At 59.6% G+C, this 11,988-nt stretch carries 10 protein-coding genes; 8 read left to right on the top strand and 2 right to left on the bottom strand.

Annotation, left to right across the window (positions count from 1 at the left end; genetic code table 11):
* The first annotated feature begins 48 nt into the window (after positions 1-48).
* Together prpF and prpD are read left to right on the top strand one after the other, a co-directional pair.
* A complete protein-coding gene (gene prpF, locus NK667_RS18025; protein WP_054615651.1) occupies positions 49-1,239 on the top strand; it encodes a 2-methylaconitate cis-trans isomerase PrpF in 1,191 nt (396 codons plus the stop codon).
* Between the two features lie 150 nt (positions 1,240-1,389).
* The gene (prpD, locus tag NK667_RS18020) at positions 1,390-2,874 is read left to right on the top strand and encodes a 2-methylcitrate dehydratase (RefSeq protein ID WP_054053992.1); all 1,485 of its coding nucleotides are present in this window, start codon (positions 1,390-1,392) and stop codon (positions 2,872-2,874) included.
* An 87-nt stretch (positions 2,875-2,961) separates the two neighbouring features.
* Here prpD and NK667_RS18015 read toward each other — a convergent pair whose 3' ends face one another.
* Complete coding sequence (locus NK667_RS18015; RefSeq protein ID WP_161807676.1) at positions 2,962-3,849, bottom strand: DMT family transporter; 888 nt, start codon at positions 3,847-3,849, stop codon at positions 2,962-2,964.
* Between the two features lie 140 nt (positions 3,850-3,989).
* Here NK667_RS18015 and NK667_RS18010 point away from each other — a divergent pair, with 140 nt between their 5' ends.
* Positions 3,990-5,399 carry an aminotransferase-like domain-containing protein gene (locus tag NK667_RS18010; RefSeq protein WP_054616294.1) on the top strand — a complete coding sequence of 470 codons (1,410 nt, stop codon included), beginning with the start codon at positions 3,990-3,992 and terminating at the stop codon, positions 5,397-5,399.
* A 105-nt stretch (positions 5,400-5,504) separates the two neighbouring features.
* Here NK667_RS18010 and ppsR read toward each other — a convergent pair whose 3' ends face one another.
* Entirely contained in the window at positions 5,505-6,323 is an 819-nt protein-coding gene (gene ppsR / locus NK667_RS18005; RefSeq protein WP_054053996.1) for a posphoenolpyruvate synthetase regulatory kinase/phosphorylase PpsR, read from the bottom strand.
* A gap of 175 nt (positions 6,324-6,498) precedes the next feature.
* Between ppsR and ppsA the strand changes: the two genes are divergently transcribed.
* The 5 genes from ppsA (at position 6,499) to NK667_RS17980 (ending at position 11,986) form a co-directional block, all read left to right on the top strand.
* Positions 6,499-8,874, top strand: coding sequence for a phosphoenolpyruvate synthase (ppsA, locus tag NK667_RS18000; RefSeq protein WP_054053998.1), 2,376 nt, complete (start codon positions 6,499-6,501; stop codon positions 8,872-8,874).
* A gap of 163 nt (positions 8,875-9,037) precedes the next feature.
* Positions 9,038-10,027, top strand: coding sequence for an alpha/beta fold hydrolase (locus tag NK667_RS17995; protein ID WP_054053999.1), 990 nt, complete (start codon positions 9,038-9,040; stop codon positions 10,025-10,027).
* A gap of 121 nt (positions 10,028-10,148) precedes the next feature.
* Complete coding sequence (rraA, locus tag NK667_RS17990; RefSeq protein WP_054054001.1) at positions 10,149-10,640, top strand: ribonuclease E activity regulator RraA; 492 nt, start codon at positions 10,149-10,151, stop codon at positions 10,638-10,640.
* A 38-nt stretch (positions 10,641-10,678) separates the two neighbouring features.
* Complete coding sequence (locus NK667_RS17985; RefSeq protein ID WP_054054003.1) at positions 10,679-11,674, top strand: zinc transporter ZntB; 996 nt, start codon at positions 10,679-10,681, stop codon at positions 11,672-11,674.
* Between the two features lie 63 nt (positions 11,675-11,737).
* Positions 11,738-11,986 carry a hypothetical protein gene (locus tag NK667_RS17980; RefSeq protein WP_008146303.1) on the top strand — a complete coding sequence of 83 codons (249 nt, stop codon included), beginning with the start codon at positions 11,738-11,740 and terminating at the stop codon, positions 11,984-11,986.
* The last annotated feature ends 2 nt before the right edge of the window (positions 11,987-11,988 follow it).

Below are 11,988 nucleotides of genomic sequence, written 5' to 3'. Positions count from 1 at the left end.
CGTGCGAGCAGGGGATTTTAAGTCCCTTGCTTGCCATAGAGGAGCACCATGGCTCACGCACCCCAGATCAAAATCCCCGCCACCTACATGCGCGGCGGCACCAGCAAAGGCGTGTTCTTCAGCCTGAAAGACCTGCCCGAAGCGGCACAGATTCCGGGCCCGGCGCGCGATGCCTTGTTGCTGCGCGTCATCGGCAGCCCGGACCCGTACGACAAGCAAATCGACGGCATGGGCGGCGCGACGTCCAGCACCAGCAAAACCGTGATCCTGTCGAAAAGCATCAAGGCTGATCACGACGTCGATTACCTATTCGGTCAGGTGTCCATCGACAAGCCTTTCGTGGACTGGAGCGGCAATTGCGGCAACCTCTCGGCGGCAGTCGGTTCGTTCGCCATCAGCAACGGTCTGGTGGACGCCAGCCGCATTCCGCACAACGGCGTTGCCGTGGTGCGCGTGTGGCAAGCCAACATCGGCAAGACCATCATCGCGCATGTGCCGATCACCAACGGTGAAGTGCAGGAAACCGGTGATTTCGAACTCGACGGCGTGACCTTTCCGGCTGCTGAAGTGCAGGTCGAATTCATGGACCCGGCGGCGGAAGAAGAGGGTGGCGGCGGTTCGATGTTCCCTACCGGCAACCTGGTGGACGACCTCGAAGTGCCCGGCGTCGGCACCTTCAAGGCGACCATGATCAATGCCGGCATCCCGACGATTTTTATCAACGCTGAAGACATCGGCTACACAGGCACCGAGTTGCAGGGCGCAATCAACAGCGACCCGAAAGCCCTGGCGATGTTCGAAACCATCCGTGCCTACGGCGCGTTGCGCATGGGCCTGATCAAGGACTTGGACGAAGCGGCCAAGCGGCAGCACACACCGAAAGTGGCGTTCGTGGCCAAGCCTGCGGACTACGTCGCGTCCAGCGGCAAGCCGATTGCGGCAGGTGATGTGGACCTGCTGGTGCGTGCGCTGTCGATGGGCAAATTGCACCACGCGATGATGGGCACGGCGGCGGTGGCGATTGGCACCGCAGCGGCGATTTCCGGAACGTTGGTGAACCTGGCGGCGGGTGGTGTGGAACGCAATGCGGTGCGTTTCGGGCATCCGTCCGGGACGTTGCGCGTGGGTGCCGAGGCCAGTCAGGTGAACGGTGAGTGGACCGTGAACAAGGCCATCATGAGCCGCAGTGCGCGGGTGTTGATGGAAGGGTTCGTGCGTATTCCTGGCGATTCTTTCTAACCAACACAACCCCTGTAGGAGCTGCCGAAGGCTGCGATCTTTTGATTTTGCTTTTTTAGGATCAAGATCAAAAGATCGCAGCCTTCGGCAGCTCCTACATTGCCCTGAACCGAGGTCCCATCAACGAAGCACTAACCGAGTGAATCGAACATGAGCGCCAACGTCGATCTGAACAACCGCCCCGACTACGACACGGTCCTGCAGGACATCGCTGACTACGTCCTCAACTTCAAGATCGAGTCCACCGAAGCACTCGATACCGCCCGCAACTGCCTGATGGACACCCTCGGCTGTGGCCTGCTGGCCCTGCGCTTTCCCGAATGCACCAAACACCTGGGCCCGATCGTCGAAGGCACCGTCGTCCCGTTCGGCGCCCGTGTGCCTGGCACCAGTTTCCGTCTCGACCCGGTCAAGGCTGCGTGGGACATCGGCTGCATCGTGCGCTGGCTCGACTACAACGACACCTGGCTCGCCGCCGAGTGGGGTCATCCGTCGGATAACCTCGGCGGGATTCTCGCGGTGGCGGATCACCTGTCGCAAAAGCGCCTGGCCAATGGCGATGCGCCGCTGACGATCCGTGCGGTGCTCGAAGCAATGATCATGGCCCACGAGATTCAGGGCGTGATCGCGCTGGAAAACTCCTTCAACCGTGTAGGCCTCGATCACGTGCTGCTGGTGAAAGTCGCCTCGACCGCCGTCACCGCCAAACTCATGGGCGCCAATCGTGAGCAGTTGCTGTCGGCGCTGTCCCATGCCTTTGCCGATGGCCAGGCGCTGCGCACTTATCGTCATGCGCCGAACGCCGGGTCGCGCAAATCCTGGGCCGCCGGTGATGCCTCCAGCCGAGGCGTGCGTCTGGCGGACATTGCGATGCGTGGCGAGATGGGCATCCCCGGCGTACTGACCGCCAAGCAGTGGGGCTTCTATGACGTGTTGTTCAGCCATACCAATAACGATCTGGCGCTCAAGCCCGACGACAAACGCGCGTTCAGCTTCTCTCGCCAGTACGGCAGCTACGTGATGGAAAACGTGCTGTTCAAAATCAGCTTCCCCGCCGAGTTCCACGCGCAGACCGCGTGTGAAGCGGCTGTGACCCTGCACCCGCAGGTCCGCAATCGCCTGCACGAAATTGACAGGATCGTCATCACCACCCACGAATCGGCGATCCGTATCATTTCCAAGGTCGGACCCTTGGCCAATGCCGCCGACCGCGATCACTGCATCCAATACATGACCGCCGTGCCGCTGGCCTTCGGCAATCTGGTGGCCGAGCAATACGAAGACGATTTCCATACCGCCCATCCGATCATCGACGTGCTGCGGGAAAAAATGGTCATCGTCGAGGAGCCGCGTTTCACTCGCGAATACCTGGAAGCCGACAAGCGTTCCATCGCCAATGCGATCCAGGTGTTTTTCAAGGACGGCTCCAGCACCGAGAACGTGGTGGTCGAGTACCCGATCGGCCATCGCCGTCGCCGTGCCGATGGCATTCCGCTGCTGGAAGACAAGTTCAAGGCCAACCTGGCGACACGCTTCACCGGTCAGCGCAGCGCCGAAATTTTTGCCTTGTGCAAGGATCAGGCTGCGCTGGAAGCAACGCCGGTTAACCGGTTTGTCGACCTGTTCGTGATCTGACCTAAATCCTGTAGGAGCCAGGCTTGCCGGCGAAGGCGTACTTAATGGCGCCTTCGCCGGCAAGCCTGGCTCCTACAGGGGGCGTGTTCAGGTTTTGAGCCATTTCTCGACCGGTAATTTGGTGATGGCAAACCCCGCCAGCAACACCGCCGAGTAAATCATCAGCTCCCGCGAAATACTCTGTCCCTCGTACCAGGCGCCAATCACCACCGCGAACACCGGAAAAATAATAAACACGAACGACAAAATGATCGGGCTCAGCCGTTTGAGCAGCAAAAAGTAAACGATAAACCCACCCACCGACGCCACCAGCCCCAGATAGAGCAGGGCGCCCCACGACCGTGCGCTGATGTCATCGAACACCGGCGCCTCAAAACTCAATCCCGCGACAAACAGCATCAACCCCGCCAGACCAATGGGCAGCGTGTTGTAGGTAATCACGCTGATCGCACTGCCTTGTTTCTTGGTGATCACGTAACACAGCGCATGCATCAGCGCTGCCGCCAGAATCGCCAGTACACCGAAGAACTCGGCGTGGTCCAGGTGCAGGCCCTGGCTGCGGATAATCATGAACAAACTGCCAAACCCGATGGCGATGCCAATCACCTGCGAGGGATAGATTTTCTCCCGCAAAAACACCGCGGAAAAAATCAGGATGAACACCGGCATGCAGCTGAACAGCAACGCGGTCAGGCCAGACGAGACGTGCATCTCGCCGTAGTTGAGCAAGTAATACGGCAGGCTGAAATACGAGAGCGTAACGAACACGAAAAACCAGCGACTTTTGCGTGGAAACAGCAGCGGCTCGCGACGCAGCAGGGCGAAGCTCAAGAACAGCGGAAAGGCGATCAGAAAACGTAGGCCGGCGGCGGTCAGGGGCGGCACGCTTTCGACGGCGATTTTGATCCCCAGCCATGTGGTGCCCCAACTCAGGCAGACGATCAGGAACAAGATGCTGGTGATCAATCCCGCCAGCCAGGGTTTTCCCGTGATGGACGGCGTGCTGATGGCAATCGACATGTTCGAGCTCCTGTGTGAGTCGTCGGAATTGACCTGATAACGGAAAGGGTCTATCCCTGATTGAACCTGTTTTCAGCACGCTATTCGGGATGGAAATGACTGTCAAAGTAAGTATTGCCACGGTGTCAATCCTGCGCGAAGGCTTGGCTCATGGGCGCGGCGTGAAGTACAAACGCCTGGCCGAGGCCCTGGAAAAAAGCATCGGCGAAGGCTTGATCGAGCCGGGCAGCAAATTGCCGCCCCATCGACTGTTGGCGGACAGCCTCGGCGTGACCATCGGGACTATTAGTCGCGCTTACGGGGAACTGGAGCGAGTCGGGCTGGTGGTGGCCCGTGTAGGAGATGGCACTTATGTGCGTCAGCGCGGGATGGAACGTGCGCGGGATGTAGGCTTTCGCAATGTCAGCGACGAGCCCCGGGCATTTTTCGACATGAGTCGGAATCAGCCGATTCCCGGGCAGGAACCAGCCTTCCTCAGTCAAAGCCTGCAAGCCTTGGCGATTGATCCGCAGACTTTGCAGGTGCTCAGCGGCTATACGGCGGACAGCGGAATACCCCGTCATCGTGCGGCGGGCGCCCATTGGCTGCGACACCAGACATTTGTGCCTAACGCCGAACAGGTGATTTGCGTCAACGGCGGCCAGCATGGCTTGCTCTGCGTCTTGATGGCACTGCTCAAAACGGGCGACACGCTGGTGACCGAGCATTTGACCTACCCCGGTTTGATCAGCGTCGCACGCATGCTCGGGATAAAACTGATTGGCGTAGGGATGGATGACGAAGGATTACTGCCCGATGCGCTGTCGGACGTTTGCCAGCAGCATCGGGTATCGGCGTTGTACTGCACGCCGACCATCCAGAATCCTACGGCGGCGGTGATGTCTGTCCCACGTCGTGAAGCAATCGCCGAGGTCTGTCGTCAACACAACCTGCTGATCATCGAAGACGAAGCCCATGCCGTGCTGGCGCAGCAGCGTCCGTTGCCTTTGAGCCACTTTGCCCCGGAGCGCTCGGTGTTGATCGGCAGTCTGAGCAAAGCGGTTTCGGCGGGTTTGCGCGTGGGTTATCTGCACGCGCCGCAACCGTTGATCGGACGCTTAAGTGCAGCGGTGCGCGGGACCTGCTGGATGGCCAGTCCGCTGTCCATGGAGCTGGCGACCGCGTGGATCGAAAACGGTGTCGCCGAACAGTTGCTGGGGCAGCAGATCGCCGAAATCAGCCGCCGCAAGCGGTTGGTCAGCACCGTGTTAGAAGAAGTCGGCTACAAGACGCATCCCCATAGCCCACACTTCTGGATCGAAGTACCCGAACCGTGGCGCGCTTCGCAGATTGCGGCGGAGCTCAAGGAGAAAAATTATTGGGTGGCGACCGCCGAGGCGTTTGCGGTGGGGCATGGGGCGGTGCCGCAGTTTATTCGGGCGAGTGTGTGTAATTCGGTGGGGGATGATCGGTTGTTGCTGGATGGGTTTGGGGCGTTGGTGGGGGCATTATCCGAGATCGTGTAATCGTTCTTCGCGATCAAGCCCGCTCCCACAGGGGATTTGTGCACGCCGCATATCCAATGTGGGAGCGGGCTTGCTCGCGAAGGCGTTGTGTCAGGCAACAACGATCTACTTGAACCGCCGCTCCACGCCTTTCTCCACAAGAATCTTCGCCGAAATCTCTTCCACGGAAAAATGCGTGGAGTTGATGTGCGCGATGTTCTCCCGGCGAAACAGATTCTCCACCTCGCGCACTTCGAATTCGCACTGGGCATAGCTGGAATAGCGGCTGTTGGGCTTGCGTTCGTTGCGGATCGCGGTGAGGCGGTCCGGGTCGATGGTCAGGCCGAACAGCTTGTGCTGGTGGGCGCGCAGGGCGGCTGGCAGGGTCAGGCGCTCCATGTCATCTTCGGTCAGCGGATAGTTGGCGGCGCGGATGCCGAATTGCATGGCCATGTACAGGCACGTCGGCGTCTTACCACACCGCGACACGCCCACTAGGATCAGGTCGGCCTTGTCGTAATAATGCGTGCGGGCCCCGTCGTCGTTGTCCAGGGCGAAGTTCACCGCCTCGATCCGTTCCATGTAATTGGAGTTGGTGCCGATGGAGTGGGACTTGCCGACGGTGTAGGAAGAATGCTCGGTCAGTTCCTGTTCAAGCGGTGCCAGGAAGGTCGAGAAAATGTCGATCATGAAACCATTGGACGTAGCGAGGATCTCACGAATGTCCTGATTGACGATGGTGTCGAAGATGATCGGCCGGAAGCCGTCGGTTTCGGCGGCCTTGTTGATTTGTTGTACCATGGCCCGCGCTTTATCCACGTTGTCGATGTAGGGTCGCGTGAATTTGCTGAAGGTAATGTTTTCGAACTGCGCCAACAGGCTTTGCCCGAGGGTCTCGGCGGTAATACCCGTGCCATCGGAGATGAAGAAAGCAGATCGTTTCATTTGCACCTTGGGCCTTAAGCTAGTGAAGATTTCTGGATATGATAGACGCGATTTGTAGGCCGCCAGTTGGCCCGCATTCTCACTTATTTTCCAGGTCCAGGCCATACAGTCGGCAAAGGCTCCCCCGAGCCGCCGGCTTCTGAGCTTTTCCAACACAGTTAGTGGAGAGATCACCTTGGTAGAGTACGTAGTTTCCCTCGATAAGCTCGGCGTCCATGATGTAGAGCACGTAGGGGGCAAGAACGCATCCCTGGGCGAGATGATCAGTAACCTTGCAGGTGCCGGTGTATCGGTGCCCGGTGGCTTCGCCACGACAGCTCAGGCTTATCGTGATTTTCTGGAACTGAGCGGCCTGAACGATCAGATCCATGCGGCCCTCGACGCCCTGGACGTCGACGACGTCAACGCCCTGGCCAAGACCGGCGCCCAGATCCGCAAGTGGATCATGGAAGCCGAATTCCCCGAGAAGCTCAACGCCGAGATCCGCACCGCGTTCGCCACGCTGTCGGCCGGCAACCCTGACATGGCCGTGGCCGTGCGCTCTTCCGCTACCGCCGAAGACTTGCCGGACGCTTCCTTCGCCGGTCAGCAGGAAACCTTCCTGAACATCCGTGGTGTCGAAAACGTCATTCGCGCCGCCAAAGAGGTGTTCGCTTCACTGTTCAACGACCGCGCCATTTCCTACCGCGTTCACCAGGGCTTCGATCACAAGCTGGTGGCTCTGTCGGCTGGTGTGCAGCGCATGGTCCGCTCCGAAACCGGCACTGCCGGCGTGATGTTCACCCTCGATACCGAATCGGGCTTCCGTGACGTGGTGTTCATCACCGGCGCTTACGGCCTCGGCGAGACCGTCGTACAAGGCGCGGTGAACCCGGACGAATTCTACGTCCACAAACAAACGCTTGAAGCCGGTCGCCCGGCGATCCTGCGCCGTAACCTGGGCAGCAAAGCCATCAAGATGATCTACGGCGAAGTGGCCACGGCCGGCAAGTCGGTCAAGACCATCGACGTGGACAAGGCCGATCGCGCACGCTTCTGCCTGACCGACGCCGAAGTCAGCGAGCTGGCCAAGCAAGCGATGATCATCGAGAAGCACTACAAGTGCCCGATGGACATCGAGTGGGCCAAAGACGGCGACGACGGCAAGCTCTACATCGTTCAGGCCCGTCCTGAAACCGTGAAGAGCCGCACCCAGGCCAACGTCATGGAGCGTTACCTGCTGAAAGAAACCGGCACCGTGCTGGTTGAAGGTCGCGCCATCGGCCAGCGCATCGGCGCCGGCAAGGTCCGCATCATCAAGGACGTGTCCGAGATGGACAAAGTCCAGCCAGGCGACGTACTGGTGTCCGACATGACCGACCCGGACTGGGAACCGGTCATGAAGCGCGCTAGCGCCATCGTCACCAACCGTGGCGGCCGTACCTGCCACGCGGCGATCATCGCTCGCGAGCTGGGCATCCCGGCCGTGGTCGGTTGCGGCAACGCCACCCAGCTGTTGAAAGACGGCCAGGGCGTGACTGTTTCCTGCGCTGAAGGCGACACCGGTTACATCTTCGAAGGCGAACTGGGCTTCGACATCAAGAAGAACTCCGTGGACGCCATGCCTGATCTGCCGTTCAAGATCATGATGAACGTCGGCAACCCGGACCGCGCCTTCGACTTCGCGCAACTGCCGAACGCCGGTGTGGGACTGGCCCGCCTGGAATTCATCATCAACCGCATGATCGGTGTCCACCCCAAAGCGCTGTTGAACTACGACGGCCTGCCGCAGGACATCAAGGACAGCGTCGACAAGCGCATCGCCGGTTACGACGATCCGGTCGGCTTCTACGTCGACAAACTGGTCGAAGGCATCAGCACCCTGGCTGCAGCGTTCACCCCGAAAAAGGTGATCGTGCGTCTGTCGGACTTCAAGTCCAACGAATACGCGAACCTGATCGGCGGCAAACTCTACGAGCCGGAAGAAGAAAACCCGATGCTGGGCTTCCGTGGTGCTTCGCGTTACATCAGCGAATCGTTCCGCGATTGCTTCGAACTCGAATGCCGCGCCCTCAAGCGCGTGCGTAACGAGATGGGCCTGACCAACGTTGAAATCATGGTGCCGTTCGTCCGTACCCTGGGCGAAGCCAGCCAGGTTATCGACCTGCTGGCCGAAAATGGCCTGGCTCGTGGCGAAAACGGCCTGCGCATCATCATGATGTGCGAACTGCCGTCCAACGCGATCCTGGCTGAAGAGTTCCTCGAATTCTTCGACGGTTTCTCGATCGGCTCCAACGACCTGACCCAGCTGACCCTGGGCCTGGACCGTGACTCCGGGATCATCGCTCACCTGTTCGACGAGCGTAATCCGGCGGTCAAGAAGCTGCTGGCCAATGCCATCCAGGCCTGTAACAAGGCGGGCAAGTACATCGGTATTTGCGGTCAGGGTCCTTCGGATCACCCGGACCTGGCCAAATGGCTGATGGAGCAGGGCATTGAAAGCGTTTCGCTGAACCCCGATTCCGTACTGGAAACCTGGTTCTTCCTGGCTGAAGGTCAGGCAGCGGTCTGATGGTGTGAGAACGACCGCTCACTGTAGGAGCAAGGCTTGCCCGCGATGGCGTCTTCAAAACCGCCATCGCCAGCAAGCTGTGCTCCTACAGGGGGTAGCCGTTTTTTGAGATTCAAGTAGGGCGGGCTCCTCTGGACGCCGCCCTTTTTTGTGCAAGAGCATTATGCAAAGCAGCAGCAACCTATTTCCTGTCGCCCTGATCAGCGCCGAGCGGCGCGGCGATCTGAGCGAAGACGTGTATCGATTGAAACCCGGCAACAGCCCCGACGGCACCGTCGAGCTGGCGGTGACGCGCCTGGGTATGGCGGATGGCTCGGACGCCCGTGGCGTTCCGGTGATTTTGCTGCACGGCAGTTTTTCCAATCGCCGATTCTGGTTTTCCCCCAAGGGCCTGGGGTTGGGCGCTTACCTGACGCGCTTGGGGTTTGATGTGTGGATCCCGGAAATGCGCGGTCACGGTCTGTCCCAGCGCAACCAGAACTATCGCAAGAACCGCGTTTCCGACTACGCCCGCTACGATCTGCCGGCCATCGGTGCGTTCGTGCGCGAGCAAAGTGGCCAGGTCCCGCACTGGATCGGTCATTCGCTGGGCGGCATCACCCTGGCGGCCGCGCTCGGTGGTCAGTACATCGGTGAGCCGGTGGTGGCGTCGGCGGCGTTTTTCGGTACGCAGGTCAGCCGTACCTATTGGCCGCTGAAGATTCCGCCGGTGGAGTGGAGCGGGCGCTTTATTCTCAAGCGTTTTGCCCAGCTGTCCGGTTCACGGCTCAAGCGCGGTCCGGAGGACGAGCCGATTGGCCTGGCCTTGGAAAGCATGCGCTGGTACGGCCTGTTCGGGCGCTTTGGCGATGCCGATAAGGACTGGTGGGCCGGTTTGGCCGAGGTGCAACTGCCCGTGCTCGCGGTGAGCGCGGCGGGTGACCATCAGGATCCGGCCTGGGCCTGTCGCAAGCTGTTCGACCAACTCGGCTCGGAGCACAAGCAGTTCATCAACCTGGGGCGTGAGCAGGGTTTCGCCGATAATTTCGGTCATGTTGAAATGCTGGTGAGCAAAGCCGCGCAGGTTGAAGTCTGGCCGTTGGTGGCGCGCTGGCTAGTCGATCAACAGACGCCGTTGCTGGGTGAAAAGCCGGATTTGGCCACGGCGGTCTGAGCGCACTGCTCTAACAAGGGCATTTCGCTCCCGTCGGCTTGCGGCTAAGATATGACGCACTGAGCTTTTCTGGTCACTTTGCGACATCCTCGATTGTCTTCCTCTTCACAGGAGTTTCTCGATGAACCATTACCTTACGCCTGACCTGTGCGACGCCTACCCGGAGCTGGTGCAGGTGCTGGAACCGATGTTCAGCAATTTCGGCGGCCGTGATTCCTTCGGCGGCGAGATCGTGACCATCAAATGTTTCGAAGATAACTCGCTGGTCAAAGAGCAAGTCGAGCTCAAGGGTGACGGCAAGGTCCTGGTGGTCGACGGTGGCGGTTCCTTGCGTCGCGCCTTGCTCGGCGACATGTTGGCCGAGAAAGCCGCCAAGAACGGCTGGGAAGGGCTGGTGATCTACGGTTGTATCCGTGACGTCGATGTCATCGCGCAAACCGACCTGGGGGTGCAGGCCCTGGCCAGTCACCCGATGAAAACCGACAAGCGCGGTATCGGTGATCTCAACGTCGCCGTGACCTTCGCGGGCGTGACGTTCCATCCCGGCCATTACATTTATGCGGACAACAACGGCGTGATCATCTCGCCAAGCCCGCTGACGATGCCTGAATAAGCGTCGATGCCAATTTTCGTAGTAGCCATGGGGTGAGGATGTTCGAGGAAGAAAACGCGCAGTGGGGGCTGGTGCATGCCCTGGTGCTGGACGGTAAAGGCGGTGCGCGTTCGATAGCCCGGACTGATCTCGATGACTTGCAGCTGCAGGACCATGAAAGTCTGTGGCTGCATTGGGATCGCAGTCACCCGCAAACCCAGACCTGGCTGCGTAAATCCAGTGGTCTGAGTGAGTTCAGCTGCGATTTGCTGCTCGAAGAAAACACCCGTCCGCGGCTTTTACAGCTTTCCGACAGCGAACTGCTGCTATTTTTGCGTGGGGTAAACCTGAATCCTGGCGCCGAGCCAGAGGACATGGTTTCCGTGCGTATCTTCGCTTCGGCCCCGCGGGTGATTTCCCTGCGGTTGCGTCCGTTGCGCGCCACCGATGAGTTGCTGGTGCAGCTCGCCGAAGGCAAGGGGCCGAAAACCGCCTCCGAACTCATCCTTTATATGGCTCAGTACCTCACCAACAAGGTGCAGGATCTGGTCACTTGCCTCTCGGAAGTGGTCGATGAGGAAGAAGAAAAACTGGATGCCGACGAACGGTATACACCCGAGCATGGCTCCATTTTGCAGATCCGTCGCAGGGCAGCCGGGCTGAAACGTTTCCTGGCTCCGCAGCGGGATATTTTCGGACAACTGACGCGGATAAAACTGCCCTGGTTTGTCGAAGATGACGGCGATTACTGGAACGAGTTGAACAACAGCCTGACCCGTTATCTCGAGGAACTGGAATTGACTCGGGAGCGGGTGGGGCTGGTCCTTGAGGCCGAAGACCGGCGTTTGAGCGTGCGCATGAACCGCACGATGTACCGCTTCGGGATCATCACCGGGATCTTTTTGCCGATGAGTTTTCTGACCGGTCTGCTGGGCATCAATGTCGGCGGCATTCCGTTCTCGGCGAGCCCGTATGGCTTCCTGATCGCCTGCCTGATGATGGTGTCGGTGGCCCTCGGGCAGTGGTGGTTATTCCGACGTTTGCGTTGGGTGTGATGATGAGCCATGTGACCCGGGCAAATTTGATCGCGTCTTTCACTGACATTACGAGAGGTGCGTATGCACGATCCGTTTGAACAGTCTTTGCGTGACATGCTCAAGGCATCTCCGTCCACCCGGGACGACGATGCGTGCCTTGGCCGTGTCCTGAAAACCGCTAACCGCCAGGTCGGCGCCGGCGATCTGTTCAGTCTGCTGGGCCGTTGGCTGCCCGCGCTGATGATCGCGTTGAACAATGGATCGGCCCACGTCGCGCCGGTTTCCCGTCACCGTAAACCTACCGTTCGCACTGCTGATAAGGCTGATTGAAT

It is taken from the genome of Pseudomonas nunensis (genome assembly GCF_024296925.1).
Taxonomy (GTDB): domain Bacteria; phylum Pseudomonadota; class Gammaproteobacteria; order Pseudomonadales; family Pseudomonadaceae; genus Aquipseudomonas; species Aquipseudomonas nunensis.
The sequence above is the reverse complement of the archived record's forward strand: the minus strand, read 5'-3'. Positions and strand labels throughout refer to the sequence as shown.